This is a genomic window from Arthrobacter sp. 2RAF6, from assembly GCF_052115205.1.
Taxonomy (GTDB): Bacteria; Actinomycetota; Actinomycetes; order Actinomycetales; family Micrococcaceae; genus Arthrobacter.
The window spans coordinates 20,569-36,749 of sequence record NZ_JBFRGF010000014.1 but is presented as its reverse complement, the minus strand read 5'-3'; the positions used below and the strand labels follow the sequence as shown (position 1 = coordinate 36,749).

Genomic DNA, 16,181 nt, shown 5'->3' with positions numbered 1-16,181 from the left:
AAAGTGACACATACTATGGCACCCGCAACCGAGCTGACATACGACGTCTTCGTCTCCGGCACCCTGCCTCAAACAGGACGAGGAACACTTCCGAACGGGGACCCCCGCATCTGGTCCCCGCTGTCCTCCACGCTGATCTCCGGACAGGAGAACGCAGTACTGGTTGACCCGCCCATGACCGTAGACCAGACACAGAAGGTCGGGGACTGGGTCGAGGCATCGGGGAAGAAACTCAGCCACATCTACATCACCCACGGCCACGGTGACCACTGGTTCGGGGCAGGTCCCCTTGCAGAGCGTTTCCCGGGCGTCACAGTACTGGCCACCCCGGGCACGCTCCAGGAAATGGAAATGCACGGCTCCCCCGGGTTCCGCTCCTCCTTCTGGGACTCGATCTTCCCGGACCAGATTCCGCCCACAACCACAGTTACCCAGCAAATCGACAGTGGGACGTTTGAACTGGAGGGTCATGAACTGCAGATCATTGAAGTCGGCCATACCGACACTGACAACACCACCATGCTGTTCGTTCCATCCATCGGGCTCCTGGTAGCCGGGGACGCCGTCTACAACGGAGTCCACCCCTACCTGACTGAGTCGCAGGACGGGGGCCTCGAAGCCTGGCTGCGGGCGCTTGATATCGCGGAGAGCCTCGAGCCAAAGTCCGTGGTTGCCGGGCACAAGAACCCCGCATTGCCCGACCTGCCCGGACAGATCCAAGAGACCCGCGGGTACCTTTTCGACGCATCAAAGGTCCTGGCAGAGGAACCAACGCCGGAGGAGTTCTTCTCGGCAATGCTCGCGCTTCATCCTGATCGGATAAACCCCGGTGCGTTGTGGGGTGCGGCCCTGAAGCTGCTCAGTTGACCAGCTTCCCGACGTCGAAGATTTAACCGTTGGGACGGCTTCGGACGCACGGGAGCCCGATCTCCTCACTGAACCTCCGTCAAAGCGTCCGATGCACCCCTTAACCCTTTTGCCATTCCGCTGGGCATCACGGCGTTGGACGTGCCGGGCAGGTAGCCGGCGTGGCGTGGCTAGTCATCAGCGTTACCCATTCTCGTTGGACGGGTTGTGAGACGCCTCTCCGTTATATCGAGCTTTGAAAAAGGAAGGGATTCGGTATGACTGTCATTGAAGATATTCCGCAGCGATTGCTACCTGCCGCTGGTGCAGATGGCTACTGGGATCTCACCGAGGTTGCTGCATCCAAGAGGGAGGCCACCTTTGAAGAGTTCTTATCGACCGCACTTGTAGACATGGCGGTGCGTATCGACCCAACGTGGACGGCATCGTCGTTTCAGGCTCGGGCGCGTCGCCGCTGGATTCAGGATCTTGCCCTTGTGGAGGCTGCCTGTGATCCCTGTCAAGGCATGCGAGGAAAACGCCGGGCTGCCCAGACAAAGCTCGCTTACCTCGGTGTTACGGTCCTCCGCGAAGGGAGCGAAACACTGGTTGTGGGGGACGCCACGTTCCACATGCGCCCAGGGGATGCTGTTGTGTGGCGCAGCGACCAGCCGATCAGGTTTCAGGTCCACTCACCTCAAGTCAAACAGACACTTATTATCCCGTTGATCGCACTGGAGGAAACGAGCGGCGGGAAACGCCTGTTCGGACCGCTGCTCCTTGACCGCACAGCACCAGCCACTGAGTTGTTTACCGGGTACCTCGCGTTGCTGGCGCGGACGATAGACCGGCTGAGTGCCTCCGAAGTGCGAGCCGCACGCAGCGCGGCCCTGGAGCTGTTAATTCCGGCTACCCGCCACCAGGTCTCTGCGGAAAAAGAGGGAACAAATGGGCCCCCAATTGTCCTGCTGCAGGACTGGATCGAACAGCGCCTTCTGTCGGGGGATATCACAGCCCTTTCGATCGCTGCCGCCCATGGGATGTCGGTTCGCGGAGTCTATAGGGTCTTTGAGGAGGCCGGCGAGACTGTAGGAGCGTTCGTGCGTGCACGACGGTTGGCTAGGGCGCGTCGCGATCTCGCCGCTGGAGCCAGCTCAATCGCGGATATCGCGGTACGTTGGGGCTTTTCCGATCCCAGTCACTTCGCTCGTGCCTTCCGCGCAGAGTACGGCTGCGCTCCCCGGGATTACCGGACCTCCGCCGCGACAGCATCCTGACGTTCTGATTCTTGATCTACGGTTTTTGGCAAGGATAGGCCAGAACCTGGCAGGCAGATGCAGGAAGTCGACTTCCCTCGCCTGTGAAGATGTATTCACCAAGCCGTAACAAATCAAGGAGGAATTTCTGTGGCCCGTGAAGACATCGAGTTCACCGCACAAGGTGCGACAATGCGTGGCTGGTTCTACCCCGCCGACGACTCCAGCGGTGAGGCGCCGTGCGTGGTCCTGTCGCACGGATTCTCAGCAGTCAAAGAGATGTGGCTCGACCACTACGCCGAGGTGTTCCAGGCGGCCGGGTTGAGCTGCCTGGTCTACGACCACCCCGGATTCGGGGCCAGTGACCCGTTGCCGGGTACGCCACGTCAGGAGATCGACCCGTGGCAGCAGATCCGCTGCACCCAGCACGCGATCACTTACGCCCAATCCCGTCCCGATGTCAATGCCGACCGCATCGGCCTCTGGGGAACCAGCTACAGCGCTTCGCACGCCTTCGTCGTCGCCGCGACCGATCACCGGGTCAAAGCCGTCGTCACCCAGGTCCCAGCCATCTCAGGCACCGCATCGTTCACCAGCCAGATCCGCATCGACCACTGGGCACCGACCGACGCCGCGTTCGCCGGCGAACGACTCGCCCGGATGAGCGGCGCCGCACCGACCATGATGCCCGTCGTCACTGAAGACCCCGCCGGGCACGCCGCGCTGGGACATCGCGACTCCTACGAATGGTTCACCACCCACGCCGACCGGGCCCCGACCTGGCGCAACGAACTCACCGTGCAGTCCGTCGAGTTCGTGCGCGGCTACGACATCCAGCACTGGATCCCCCTCATTTCACCCACCCCGCTCCTGATGATCGTCGCGCCCCACGACCGGGTCACCGACGGCCAGATCGCTCTCGCGGCCTACGAAACAGCCCTGCAGCCCAAGAAGCTGGTCCCGATCCCGGGAGGCCACTTCGACTCCTACACCGGACCCAACTTCGACACCACTTCCCAAGCCGCCCGGGACTGGTTCCTCGAACACCTCCCCACCGGGCACTGAAAGGCCACGAACCATGTCCCAGACAACGACGTCACCCGGACCCGCCGCCCTCGAGTTCGTCCACCTCGAGATCGTCCACCCCGACCCGGTCGCCGCCTACGAATTCCTCCGCGACAGCCTCGGTGCCCAACGAGTCGAGAAAGAGATCGCCGACTACATCTCCAATACCTTCGGAGTCGTCGGCGAGCACGTCAAGGTCGGAAACATCGTGTTCCAGATCCTGACCCCCGGACCCAGCCTCCCGACCTGGCACACCCAACTCCGCGAACACGGCCCCGGCGTCCACAACGTCACCTTCTTCGTTAACGACATCGAGACCGTCAAACAACGGATGCTCGGCAAGGGTGCCACCGAGATCATCGACACTCACGTGCCCTTCCACGAGATCGGCCTCGGCGACGAACCCTCCCGCCTCCTCGTCATGGACGCACGAGAACAAACCGGCCTCCGATTCGAACTGTGCCCACCCGTCCTCGGCTGGAACCCCTATCCAGGACGAACCGACACCGCACCACCAACCAACACCGACCAACCCACCGCCCAGGCCCTCCTCCATCTCGAGATCGTTCATCCCGACCCGGAAGCAGTCTTTGAGTTCCTCAGCGATTGCCTCGGGGCCGAGCGGGTGGAAAAGGAGATCTCAGAGAATCTGGAGAAGGCATTCGGATTCGGTCCCATCCTTCATGCAAAGGTCGGAAACATTGTGTTTCAGATCCTGAAACCTCCGCCAACTATCTTGGGCCAGCCCACCTCGTGGTACGAGGAGCTCGAGGAGCGCGGCCCTGGCGTTCATAACGTGACGTTCTATGTGGACGATGTAGAGGGGGTCAAACAGCGAATGGTCGGCATGGGAGCTATCGCGCTCATCGATATGGACGTGCCGTTCCACGAATTCGGCATGGGAGAGGCGCCCACCCGCTTGTTGGTGATGGACGCCCGAGCGCAGACAGGCTTGCGGTTCGAGATGGTCCAACCGATTGATGGTTGGACTCCCTATCCGGCCAAGTCCCGGTCCACAAAGAATTGTCTCAGCGAAATACAGGTTGGATAGAAACCGCTGCGGGCCATTGCGACCTCGTGCGGGGACAGGGAAGAACCAGGCACTTCCCTGTCTCCGCGGGGAGTAGCGGCCTTGGACTCGTCGGCGTCGCAACTGCGGTGCCGCCGGGGACCTGAGACATCGAGGCGACAGCCAGCCTCGGTTCTTCCCGGGCAGACAGAAGGGACCAAGCACATGTTCGAGACCGGAAGCTACACGACAACTCTCAAGATCGACAGCCGGACCGCGCTAGAGGGCGAGCTCGACCGCATTGTCAACGAGGCCGTTCAGCATGCTGTCGCCGGGCCAGGACACGGGATTCTCGTGACGCGCCATGCGTTCGGGACATTCACCGTCGAGCTGAGCAATGAGGTGCCTCAAGGCACCATCGCCGAGCTCGATATGACCAGCCGGCTGAGGAACGACTTCGTCAAGAGCGGACAAACCTGAAGCCGCGGCAGCCTTTCGCGACAGTCCAGCAGCAAAAGGGAGAAAAATGATCACCCAGCAACCTCAAAGCAATGATGAGAGCCTGAAGTACGCCGTCCTCGTCGACCGTCGCCCCTCTCTTTCCCGAGACCTCCCGTATGGGCCTGCCGATCTTCAGTGGGACTCGAACCGCATTCCGGGCCTTGGAAACATTGAGAACTCCATAAAACATGCCCAGTACGGGCCAGTCCGGCACCGGTACAGCCGAGTCCGACGGCAACAGTGTGCACATTGTGCACACCACTTCTTTCACGGAGACGATGTCCCGCTTTGGCAAATGCGCCCCGTCCGACCAGCCGGGCAACCGTCTCAGTCGTCCTGTCCGCACCCTTGCGAAATCCAGTGCTGCGAAGCTGGTCTGGCTGGGAGACCGGATCGTTGCTAGCGTGGCGGCATGTACCCGTCGAAGCACCCGGCAGAGGTCCTCAACATTGCCGGCGCCGAGGTTCGCATCTCGAGTCCGGACAAAGTGGTGTTCCCCGGCCCCGGGCTGACGAAGCGCGAGCTGATTCGCTACTACCTCACCGTCGCGGACGGTGCGCTGCGCGGCGCCGGCGGCCGGCCCATGGTGCTCAAGCGCTTCCCGAAGGGCATCGACGCTGAGCCGTTCTTTCAGAAGCGCGTGCCCGAAAACCACCCCGACTTCATCGACACAGCCACGCTGCACTACTCGTCGGGGACATCGGCTGAAGAGGCCGTGATCCGGGATGCTGCGGGCTTGGCGTGGGTCGTGAATCTTGGATGCCTGGACCTCAACCCGCACCCCGTGCGCGCCGAGGACCTCGACCACCCCGACGAGCTCCGGGTCGACCTCGACCCGATGCCAGGGGTCGACTGGTCTCAGATCGTCGACGTCGCGTATGTCGCGCGGGACGTGCTCGACGACGTAGGACTCGTGGGGTGGCCAAAGACGAGCGGGTCGCGCGGACTCCACATCCTGGTGCGCATCTCGCCGCAGTGGTCGTACCGCGACCTGCGGCTCGCCGCCGAGACGCTCGCCCGCGAGGTCGAAAACCGCGCTCCGGGTCTCGCGACCGCACGATGGTGGAAGGAAGAGCGCGGCGAAAGTGTGTTCGTCGACTTTAACCAGAACGCCAAGGACCGCACTGTGGCGTCGGCATACTCGATCAGGCCCCTGCCCGACGCCCGCGTCTCGACGCCGCTTACATGGGACGAGGTCACCTCCACCCGGCCGGAACAATTCACGGTGCCCACGGTGCTCGAACGCTTCGCAGAGGTGGGCGACCCTCACGCCGGCATCGATGATGCGGTCGGCACCCTCGACAGACTCCTCGATTTGGCGGCCGAGCTTGGCCCCGCCGAGAAGCCGCCACGGGGCGGTGACCGCTCCGGCCGCCGGCAGTCCGTGATGCCGCTCATAGAGGTGGCCCGCACCAAGACCAGGTCCGAGGCGCTCGCGGCGCTCGACGAGTGGAAGACTCGGCATGCGGACCTCGTCCCGGCCCTGCACCCGGCCGATGTGCTTGTCGACGGAATGCGCGGATCAAGCTCGCTCTGGTACAGGGTGCGGGTGAACCTGCAGCACGTCCCCGAAGCGGAGCGTCCACCGTTCGAAGAGCTCATCGCTGACTACGACCCATGGGCCGGCAAGGAGTGGCCTGGGCGGCCGGGGTCCTGACACCGTCCTTGTCGTGCTCGAGCATGTGGTGCGGTCAACCCACCCCACCACGCGTGGTCCTTGAGCTCGAGCATGGCGCTGTCCGCGTCGTCGCCAACTGACGCGGAACACGTGGCGCGCTGGTCCCCCGTGACTGAAAGGCGATGATCGAAAATCTGAGCGCCAGTGCCCGGAGCCTGGGCGAAGCGGAGCTCGGCGTCGAAGACCGCGCGAACGCCACCCTCGTTGTCCGCAACCTCCGCGCCATGGAAACGGCCCTCGCCGCGGCAGACAACCCCACGCCCGACAACATTCTGGACATGCAGAGGGCCGTCATCAACGCCGAGGCCGTGGAGACAAAACTAGGCCTGGACCACAGACGCAAGAAACGTGCACTGGATGCACTCGAGGAAGCCAGCACCATCGTGGGCGTCAACAAATTCACGCTGCCTGATGAGAGTGTCGTTTGTCGAAGTGCTTCTTCCCTCGTCCTTCGCTGGTTTGGCAGGCCATCTTCATCGGTCCAAGAGGCGATGCTAGGGTGTGGACTATGGATTAATCCGCGTGTAGCACTGTCTGCATTGGAAGGAAATCTCATGACCGCCGAACGGGGCAATACCAAGCACAGCCCGCATCTGGACGAGAAGATGAAGCAAGAAACCCGAGGAATGGTCAAAGGCAATCAGCCCGCACGCGCCGAGGAAGGGCGTGAGACCGAGCCGTTCCCCGATGAAACAGATCCTGCCCAGGTTCGGAACGCCCTGGGTATCGGCGAGGGTGACATTGATGACGCGGACAGCGGACCTGGCGGCGAAGAAGACCAGGGCACAGGCGAGACACCACTGCCATAGTCGCCGCTAGCATGAACAAGGACGTACAAAAACCAACGGCGTGGGCGCGGGTCACTGGCTGGATTCACCACCATCGCGTCGCAGCGTTCCTTGCCGCGGGCTTCCTCGTCGCGATTGCCGGTACCGTCGCGTTTACGCTCCTCCAACAAAAACCGGTGCCGGAAAGCAGCGGCAAGTATTATTCACCACTCACGGGTGAACAAGTCGCTGATGAAGCGGAAACGAAACAGGCCGTCACGGCGATCATGATCGAAAATAGTCCGGATGCGCGTCCGCAATCAGGGATCAAAGATGCCGGCGTGGTCTACGAGGCGATCGCCGAGGGCGGCATCACTCGATTTCTGACGATGCATCAACAGGATAAGCCACTGATAGCTGGGCCAGTGCGAAGCCTCCGCATCTACTTCCTTGATTGGCTCGCACCATACAACGCCAGCGTGGCGCACGTTGGCGGCAGCGCAGACGCTCTCGCTGAGGTGCGAAACGGCAGCTACCGCGACATCGATCAGTTCTTCAACGCCGACAGCTACTGGCGCGCGGCAGATCGCGACGCCCCGCACAACGTCTACACGAGTTTCGAAAAGCTCGATGCCCTTAATCACGCAAAAGGGTACAACGAGTCGCATTTCACGGGCTTTACCCGCGTCGACGGCAAACCAAGCGAAGCACCAACGGCGACAGCAATCACCATCGACTTCGGCGGACAGCTATATAACACCAGCTATGCCTATAACAAGACGACAAATACCTATGCCCGATCGCTGGCCGGAGCACCCCACCTCGACCGTGAAAAAGGGCAACTGACACCAAGTGTCGTTATCGCCATGCAGGTCGAAATGAAATTGATCCAGCCAGATAGCGGCCACGAGGATATAACGACAACAGGCACCGGCAAGGCGACCATTTTTCAAAACGGGACCGCCCAAGTCGTCGCCTGGCACAAAGCCGACCGGGCAGCCCAGATCAGCTTCACAGACGCCACCGGACGCGACGTACCTCTGGTGCGTGGCCAAACCTGGATAGCGGCCATCCCCAACACCGGCGGGAGTGTCTCATGGCGGTAACGGCCACCGTTTCGCAGCCAATCAGCCGCTGACCGACGGGACATGCCAACCGACCCAGCCCACGTTGCGCCATGCCAACCGCGTCCGGGCAAAGAACCCAATGCCACCCATTCACGCGGAAGTCATGCAGTCCGGTCCTCACCCTGCCCATGAAGAAGCAAGACCACAGAACACTCCCCCATCCAGGGAAGGCGAGGCAGCGGACCACAACAAGCCCCCGAAGGGGCCCGAAAAACCTGATTTGTGCACAGTCAGGGACCAAATAGGCCCCCTGACCTGCGGAAACACGTGCCCGAGGTGGGACTCGAACCGCATTCCACCCCTTGAAATCACAGGGAACTCCAGAAAACATACCGAGTACGGCCCAGTCCGGCCTCGGTACGGCCCTGGTACAAAGTTCCAAGGCAAGAGGCCATCCCCGCGCCCTCACAGTCACCCCAACAGTCCGCCGCCCCGGACCAGGCCAGCCAAATTATGTACTAAATCGAACTTAAATCGGCATCTTGTTTGCCGAAATGAAAGATTTAGACTCCTTAATTGACGGCGTTCTGGACGTTGCCGATATGGCGACCCCCGAGTCGATGAAAGAAGTTCGGTCGGAAGGACCACAGCAAATGACCTGCGCAGCTAGACGTTTCGAGCACGCCCTCCTGATCGACGGAACCGGAATGGCACCGTTGCCGGACGCCACTGTGACTGTTGACGGCGACGGGAGGATCACTTACGCCGGACCGGCGGAACTCGCCCCGGAGTCTCCGGGTGCTGCCGTATTGGACCTGCAGGGCATGGCGCTTTTGCCGGGCTTCATCGACGCGCATGTCCATTTTCTGTTCGGGCCCAAGACTAATAGTCCCGCGGCTGACCAAGCGCTGACGGCCTTTCAGGTGGCCGAGCGGATGCGCCGGACCCTGCACGCCGGCATCACTGCCGTACGGGATCTCGGCGGGCTTTCGGCAGGCTACGCCAGAGCACAGGAGTTGGGCCTGATCGAAGCTCCCCGACTTCTTACGGCCGGTCGCATCATTGGACACACGGGCGGACACTGTGATGCCACGGGACCCGACGGCCACAACGCAACCAGTCACTTCACGATTCTGGCAGACGATGAACTCTCAGCGCGCGTCGCCGTTCGGACCATCCTGCGGGAAGGCGCCGACGTCGTGAAGATCTGTGCAACAGGTGGCATGGGCAGCCCTCATGACGACCCCGACGACGAGGACCTCAGCGAAGCGGAAATCCGGGCCGTGGTGGATGAAGCCCGCAGGCACCGCGGAAAGAAAGTCGCAGCTCACGCTCAAGGCACCACTGGAATCCTCAACGCACTTCGGGGCGGCGTCGACAGCGTGGAACACGGCTACGGCATGACGGACGAAGCTTGCGATCTCGCACTCGCCAACGGGACGTTCCTGGTTCCCACACTGGCCACGGCATTCCATCCGCTGGACCCGGCCAAAATGACGGCTGCTCACTTCAAGAAGAAGTCCCGGTGGGCCGACAACACCCGCGAAAACATCGCCCAGGCGATCAGCCGCGGTGTGCCGATAGCCATGGGCACCGATGCAGGGGTTAGCCCCCACGCCCTCAACCTCATGGAACTGTCATACCTCGTGCAGCTAGGAATGAGTGAACTCCAGGCGATCACAGCCGGAACCCTGAACGGGGCCCGGCTGCTGGGCATCGACAACGCCGTGGGAACAGTGGAAGCCGGAAAACTAGCTGACCTCGTGGTCACGGACGTCAATCCGCTGGACGACATTGCCGCACTGGCCAGGCCGGAACACATTCGGATGGTTCTGCAGGCCGGGTCCATACGAAAGGACACGTTGTCAGCAGCATCCCGTTCGCTTATCCCGTCCTAGTGGACCGCATCCGCGTGGCGGACGAGATGGGCGACGGTTCGGGGAAAGGCTTCGAGCAGCTCATCCGCTCCCAGACGCGCAGCCCCTACCAGGGCCGCCTTGTTACCCAGGCGCGACGGACTGATCACCAACCGGCGGGTAGCGATGGACATCGCCTCTTGGTACACGACGCCCCTAATGGTTGAGAGCACATCGTCGCTGAGTTCAACCATCGCCCCGCCAAGGACGATCGTCCTGGGGTTGAACATGTCCACCAGAATTGCCGTCAAGTGTCCCAAATGCATGGCGGCATCGCGCAGCGCCGCCGTAGCAGTGGGATCGGCGCGTCGAACAAGCTGCATCAGCGCTATTCGGTCAGCCCGCGGGTCAGCGTCAGTGCCCCGTTCTATGCCGAGCTGGGACATCACGGCATGGAGACTTGCATATGCACCAATGCAGCCAACCTTGCCGCATTGGCAGCGCGCCTCAGACCGACTGTCAATGCGCAGGTGACCGATGTCGCCCGCGGACCCATCGGCGCCGCGGTGGATCTTCGCGTCGGAAGTGATGAGTCCTGCACCGATCCCCGTTGAAAGCTGCAAATGCAGCAGAGGCAGCTCATCCGCATGCAGGGTTGTGGCAGCCCCCAGCGCCATGAGGTTCGCGTCGTTGTCCATGAGTGCCGGACAATCGAAATGCTCACTGAGGATTCCGGCAATCTGGATCCTCTCCCAGCCGGCCATGATGGTTCGATGCGCGGTGACTCCTTTGTGGAAGTCGACGGGCGCGGGGACGCTGGCGATGACCTGGCGGATGTCGGCGAGTTCCAGGCCTTGGCCGGCCAAGAGCTCGTCCGCGGCGTCAAAGACTCTTTGCAGCACAGCTTCGGGGTCAGGATTCAGGAGGATCTCGATGACGCGCGACTCGACGATGGCGGCGCTGGCGTCGGATATTGCCACGCATGTATTGGTGCGATCAAAGATCACATCCACCACGTAGCCTGCCCCCTTTCCGACTGTTAGTTCCTTTGCCGGTCGGCCTCTGGCGCCTTGGGGCTCCTCAGTCTCAGCCAGAACTCCGTGGCGGAGCATTTGGTCCACATGCAGGCCGACAGTCGACCTTGCCATCCCAGTCACCCGCGCGGCCTGGGCACGACTGGACACGACGCCTGCTGCCACGAGGCGCAGGATCGTATTGGCCGGCGATCGATCCGTGGGTAGTCCATTCATGAACCCATTATGAACCAGATCAGCAGTTTAAGTCCGGTGATCGGACTTAAATCGGCATCTTGTGGCGCAAAGATCACCACGGATAGCCTGCCGATAGTGGCTTTCCAGCCTATTGAAAGGAAGATCAGTTGACTCTTAACATCGGCATCCTGGGCGCCGGGAATATCTCCGCGCGATACATGCAAGGCCTGCAAAAGTACGCCGAACTAAAGGTCGGATACATCGCCGACATCGACCATGCGCGGGCAGCCTCGCTTGCCGCGGAATTCGCCGTGCCGCGATCTGGCAGCGCAGATGCGCTCCTTGCCGACGGCAGCATCGACGTCGTCATCAACCTGACACCGCCGAATCTGCACGCCAGGACTGTCATCCAGGCGCTGGAGGCCGGGAAGAGCGTCTACGTGGAGAAGCCCCTGGCGACGACCCGCGAGGATGGGCTGCTCATGCTGAAGGCCGAACGCGCGAATCCCGGCATTCTCGGTTCCGCACCGGACACGTTCCTCGGCAGCGCAGGGCAAACGGCCCGGCACGCCATAGACTCCGGCTACATCGGCACACCGATCGGAGCAAGCGCCTTCGTCCGCTCTTCTCGGGCAGAAACCTGGCACCCCAGCCCCGGCTTCCTCTTCGAACAGGGAGGCGGACCGGTCATGGACATGGGACCGTACTACATCGCAGCCCTCGTGAACTGCCTCGGTCCGATCCGCCGAGTAAGCGCAGACGCACGCATCGGGTCCGAAACGAGAATTGTCACGGCACCAGACCGGGCCGTCGACGAAATCCCGGTCACCGTTAACACACACGCATCCGCTGTCTTCTCATTCGCCTCCGGCGCCATCGGGACGATCCTCATGAGCTTCGATGTCTGGGACACGACCCTGCCCAGGATCGAAATCTACGGAACCGAAGGAACACTGAGCCTCAACGACCCGAATACCTTCGACGGCGATGTACGGCTTAAGCGGCGCGAGCACAGCGAGTGGCAGGTTCTTGAACCTGTGACACCCCTGTTCGGGGCCGTCGGCACGCCAGAGCAGCACCGCCGTGGACTCGGGGTGAATGACCTTGCTGGAGCACTTGCCGGCGGACCGCATCGGGCCAGTTCAGGCTTCGCCTTCCACGTCCTGGACGCCATGCTCGCGATCGACGAGGCAGCAGCCGCCCAGCAAACCATCATCCTTGAGAGCTGGACCGAGCGTCCGGCACCGCTTTTCAATTCCTGACCCAGGCTTCGGCCCCACACCATCGAAAAGAGTTTTCATTTTGCCTATCTCCCCCAGCCAGTTCGCCATCAATCCGCTCCAGTGGGTCGCCACGGATGACGGATGGATCAACCCCGGCCTAGCACCCGCGCTCCCCGATCGCCTTGCCAGGATTGCTGCCGCCGGCTTCACCGCGATCCAATCCGAGGTTCCGTCCGGCTCCAGCGTGGCCGAATATGCGCAGGCCCTTAAAGCCGCCGGTATTCGGCCGGGTCCGGGATACATCGGAATACCCTGGGAGGAGCAATCCGCCGACCGGGCCCAATACCTCGAACGCGCCAAGATACTGGCCGCAAACAATGTCGAGCTTGGCAATGAGTTGCTCTTCTTGGCAATGGGTATGCAACGTGACGCGCCGCGAGTGGCACATCCCGCCGTCGGGCACGACCATAACCCATCACGGCTGGAACAGGTCCGGGACTACCTCGCCGAAGCGGCACAGATCATCACCGCCGAAGGCGCCGTCGCTGCCCTGCACCCGCACATCGGAACCTGGGTGGAAACCGCGGACGACGCCCGCTTCATCCTGGATACTGTCGACGAGAAAATCCTTAAATTCGGCCCCGACGCCGGACACTTTGCTTGGACAGGCATCGATCCCACCCTGATCATCGCCGAATACCGCACCCGAGTCGCCGGGATCCACATCAAGGACTACCGACTGGATCTCGCGCTGAAGAGCCGCACCGAAGACATCGACTACAGGTCCACCGTGTGTGCAGGAATCTGGACTGAACCGGGAACCGGCGACGCGGACATCCCTGGAATCCTGGCCGCCGCCGGTGATGATTTCGCAGGATGGGTGGTCGTAGAAGTGGACCGCGGCACAACCGAAGCCCCGGAAGAGAGCATCGACCTTTGCGGCCGATGGTTTACGGTAAATTTCGGCCTGGAAACCGCGTCACGCTAAGAGGGCTAAGAGGGATGCCCATGGACATTTCCCAGAGCCAATTCGCTCTCAATCCCATCCAATGGCTTGCAACCGACGACGGCTGGATCGACCCAGGGCAGGCACCACCCCTTGACCGGAGACTACCGGTCATCGCGGCCAGCAGCTTTACCGCCATCAAGACTGAGGTTCCGGCCGGAACAGCACCGCGTGAGTATCGGGAACAGCTCGCTCGTGCAGGGATCAGGCCAGGCCCGGGCTATGTCCCCATGCCGTGGTTCGAAGACGCGGCCGCCAGGCAGCCGTTTATGGAACGTGCACGGGTAACAGCCGCAAACAACGTCGGGGTGGGCGAACCCCTCGTGTTCCTGGCGATGGGCATGGACAAGGAAGCTCCGCGGGTCGCTCATCCGGGAGTTGGATTCGACTTCAACGCCGCCCGCCTTGAGGCTGTTCGTGACTATCTCGCGGAAGCCGCAACTATTATGGCCGGCGAGGGTGCGGTGCCCGCGCTCCACCCCCACATTGGTACTTGGATCGAGACTGTTGACGAGGCGCGCTTCGTCCTCGACACCGTCGATGACCGCTTGCTCAGCTTCGGCCCCGACGCCGGCCACTTGGCATGGACCGGGGTAAATCCGGCGCACATCGTAGCCGAGTACGCAAGCCGCGTGGCCGGAATCCACATCAAGGACTACCACAGTCACCTAGCAAAACGGAGTCGCACAGAAGATGTCGACTATCGTTCGACAGTGCTCGAAGGATTCTGGACCGAACCCGGCTCGGGAGACGCCAACATCGAGGAAGTACTCGCGGCTGCGGGACCGAATTTCGCAGGATGGGTGGTCGTGGAAGTGGACCGCGGCACAACCACACCCGAGGACAGCATCATGCGCTGTGGCGCCTGGTTGTCGAACAAATTTTGTCAGAATAACGCCGATTAGAAAACTAATTCCGGCATCTTGCGAACAGATGAATGCTAAATGATGCTTAAACAAGTAAGTGATATGGGACACAGCAAGACGCCAGAGAAAGGCCGGAATGCGAATCCACGCCGACTCCGAATCGCGAAAAATCCGCGCACGCGGGCGTGACGAACTGCAAGCTCCCCAGCACCCCGGCTGCTGACAAGCCCAGATCATTCGAGCACCCAATACGGACAGAACCCATTGTTTTTCCAGTCATCCAGAGAATCCCCCAACGAGGAGTAAGACCATGAAACGAAAGCTCATACTCGCCGGCGCCCTGTCGCTGGCGCTGTCGCTGTCAGCGTGCGGGGGTAGCGGGGGCGCGGCATCAGGTGGCGCCAAAGCCGGTGGCACGCTGAATCTCGCTTCGTCCCAGGCCCTGAAGTCCTGGGATTTGGCCGAAGCAGGGATGGGGAATGCGGAGCAGTACTACGAACCGGTCTTCGATGCGCTGCTGCACATGGACTCCAAGGGTGCTCCCACCGCGAACCTCGCCACTTCGTGGCAATACGACGCAACCCTGACAACACTTACGCTCAAACTGCGGACCGACGTGAAGTTCAGCGACGGAACGCCGCTGGATGCGGAAGCGGTCAAGGCGAACCTGCTTCACACCAAAGCCGGAAAAGGTGAAGCTGCAGCCCTTATCAAAGCAATTTCCGACGTTCAAGTTACCGATCCGGCAACCGTCCTGGTTAAGTTGTCCACCCCGACTCCGTCGCTTCTGAGGAGCCTGGCGAATGTTCCCGGCATGATCGCCAGCACGAAGTCACTCACGAGTCCCCAGGTTCCCGTCGGTTCGGGACCCTACACCCTCGACCCGGCGGCCACTACGGCCGGCACCGAGTACGGGTTCGTAGCGAACCCGAACTATTGGGATAAGAGTTCCTACCCGTTTGCGAAAGTGGACATCAAGACGATGTCTGACCCGACGGCGCGGACCAATGCTCTTCTGTCCGGTCAGCTCGACAGCGCCAGCATTTCCCCGGACCGAGTTGACGCTGTCAAGGCCGGCGGCCTCAAGGTTGACACGGTTACTCCCGGGGTCGTTGAAGGACTTTACATCTGGGACAAGAAGGGCACGATCGTACCGGCTCTTGCCGATGTCCGGGTACGTCAAGCTCTCAACTACGCGTTCGACAGCGCATCCATTGTAAAAATCGCCAAGAAGGGTCTGGGGACGCCGACGGCACAGCATTTCACTTCTGACAGCGAAGCCTTTGTGCCCGAACTGGATCAGACTTACAAATATGACCCTGCGAAAGCCAAAGCGCTGCTCGCTGAGGCCGGTTACCCGAATGGTTTCGACGTAGTCATGCCCGACATTTCGTCGCTCTTCCCGGAGATGCAAGCAGCCATGGTTGAGCAGCTGGGGAACATCGGCGTGAGGGTCAAACTGGACAAAATTCCATTCGATCAATTCATGCCCTCAATTCTTGCCGGCAAGTACGCCATGTCCTACTTCAAGACCGGAGGCGTCGATCCCTGGATCGCCATCCAGCTCATCGTTTCCAAGCAGGCCACGTGGAACCCATTGCATTACGAAGACAAGCATGTAACTGACTTGTTGTCCCGGATCAGTGCCTCCACCGGATCTGCGCAGGTCGCCCTGTATAAGGAACTGAACACGTACCTGGTCCAGCAGGCTTGGGATGCACCCTGGGACGTGGTGAAGGACGTCTACGCGTCCTCGAAGAACGTCCAGGTCACTATGCACCCGTTCTACCAGACCCCGCCCCTGTTCAACTTCAAGCCGGCCAGCTAGCA

At 61.5% G+C, this 16,181-nt stretch carries 14 protein-coding genes; 13 read left to right on the top strand and 1 reads right to left on the bottom strand.

All coding sequences use genetic code 11. The features are described 5' to 3' along the window. Nucleotides 1-15 precede the first annotated feature (15 nt). The 9 genes from AB4Z38_RS12000 to AB4Z38_RS11960 all read left to right on the top strand — a co-directional run bounded on the left by AB4Z38_RS12000 (nucleotide 16) and on the right by AB4Z38_RS11960 (nucleotide 10,087). Complete coding sequence (locus AB4Z38_RS12000; protein ID WP_441429922.1) at nucleotides 16-867, top strand: MBL fold metallo-hydrolase; 852 nt, start codon at nucleotides 16-18, stop codon at nucleotides 865-867. Nucleotides 868-1,124: 257 nt separating this feature from the next. After that, nucleotides 1,125-2,123: a helix-turn-helix domain-containing protein gene (locus AB4Z38_RS11995; RefSeq protein WP_441429921.1), complete on the top strand. Its 999-nt coding sequence runs from the start codon at nucleotides 1,125-1,127 to the stop codon at nucleotides 2,121-2,123. 129 nt (nucleotides 2,124-2,252) lie between these two features. Beyond that, the gene (locus AB4Z38_RS11990; protein WP_441429920.1) at nucleotides 2,253-3,167 is read left to right on the top strand and encodes an alpha/beta hydrolase; all 915 of its coding nucleotides are present in this window, start codon (nucleotides 2,253-2,255) and stop codon (nucleotides 3,165-3,167) included. 13 nt (nucleotides 3,168-3,180) lie between these two features. Continuing rightward, nucleotides 3,181-4,218, top strand: coding sequence for a hypothetical protein (locus tag AB4Z38_RS11985; RefSeq protein WP_441429919.1), 1,038 nt, complete (start codon nucleotides 3,181-3,183; stop codon nucleotides 4,216-4,218). 183 nt (nucleotides 4,219-4,401) lie between these two features. After that, nucleotides 4,402-4,656 (top strand): hypothetical protein, encoded by a 255-nt coding sequence (locus AB4Z38_RS11980; protein WP_441429918.1) that lies wholly within the window; start codon nucleotides 4,402-4,404, stop codon nucleotides 4,654-4,656. A 433-nt stretch (nucleotides 4,657-5,089) separates the two neighbouring features. Further along, nucleotides 5,090-6,334, top strand: coding sequence for a non-homologous end-joining DNA ligase (ligD, locus tag AB4Z38_RS11975; RefSeq protein WP_441429917.1), 1,245 nt, complete (start codon nucleotides 5,090-5,092; stop codon nucleotides 6,332-6,334). 143 nt (nucleotides 6,335-6,477) lie between these two features. Next, entirely contained in the window at nucleotides 6,478-7,164 is a 687-nt protein-coding gene (locus AB4Z38_RS11970) for a hypothetical protein (protein WP_441429916.1), read from the top strand. An 11-nt stretch (nucleotides 7,165-7,175) separates the two neighbouring features. Next, nucleotides 7,176-8,228, top strand: coding sequence for a DUF3048 domain-containing protein (locus tag AB4Z38_RS11965; protein WP_441429915.1), 1,053 nt, complete (start codon nucleotides 7,176-7,178; stop codon nucleotides 8,226-8,228). A gap of 614 nt (nucleotides 8,229-8,842) precedes the next feature. Continuing rightward, nucleotides 8,843-10,087, top strand: coding sequence for an amidohydrolase family protein (locus tag AB4Z38_RS11960; protein ID WP_441429914.1), 1,245 nt, complete (start codon nucleotides 8,843-8,845; stop codon nucleotides 10,085-10,087). Here AB4Z38_RS11960 and AB4Z38_RS11955 read toward each other — a convergent pair. Further along, the gene (locus AB4Z38_RS11955) at nucleotides 10,084-11,295 is read right to left on the bottom strand and encodes an ROK family protein (RefSeq protein ID WP_441429913.1); all 1,212 of its coding nucleotides are present in this window, start codon (nucleotides 11,293-11,295) and stop codon (nucleotides 10,084-10,086) included. The two genes, AB4Z38_RS11960 and AB4Z38_RS11955, sit on opposite strands and share 4 nt — an antisense overlap. 128 nt (nucleotides 11,296-11,423) lie before the next feature. Between AB4Z38_RS11955 and AB4Z38_RS11950 the strand changes: the two genes are divergently transcribed. The 4 genes from AB4Z38_RS11950 (at nucleotide 11,424) to AB4Z38_RS11935 (ending at nucleotide 16,179) form a co-directional block, all read left to right on the top strand. Further along, the gene (locus tag AB4Z38_RS11950) at nucleotides 11,424-12,518 is read left to right on the top strand and encodes a Gfo/Idh/MocA family protein (RefSeq protein ID WP_441429912.1); all 1,095 of its coding nucleotides are present in this window, start codon (nucleotides 11,424-11,426) and stop codon (nucleotides 12,516-12,518) included. Between the two features lie 40 nt (nucleotides 12,519-12,558). Beyond that, nucleotides 12,559-13,467: a sugar phosphate isomerase/epimerase family protein gene (locus AB4Z38_RS11945; protein ID WP_441429911.1), complete on the top strand. Its 909-nt coding sequence runs from the start codon at nucleotides 12,559-12,561 to the stop codon at nucleotides 13,465-13,467. A 20-nt stretch (nucleotides 13,468-13,487) separates the two neighbouring features. Beyond that, nucleotides 13,488-14,390 (top strand): sugar phosphate isomerase/epimerase family protein, encoded by a 903-nt coding sequence (locus tag AB4Z38_RS11940; RefSeq protein WP_441429910.1) that lies wholly within the window; start codon nucleotides 13,488-13,490, stop codon nucleotides 14,388-14,390. 271 nt (nucleotides 14,391-14,661) lie between these two features. Then, nucleotides 14,662-16,179: an ABC transporter substrate-binding protein gene (locus AB4Z38_RS11935; RefSeq protein ID WP_441429909.1), complete on the top strand. Its 1,518-nt coding sequence runs from the start codon at nucleotides 14,662-14,664 to the stop codon at nucleotides 16,177-16,179. Nucleotides 16,180-16,181 lie beyond the last annotated feature (2 nt).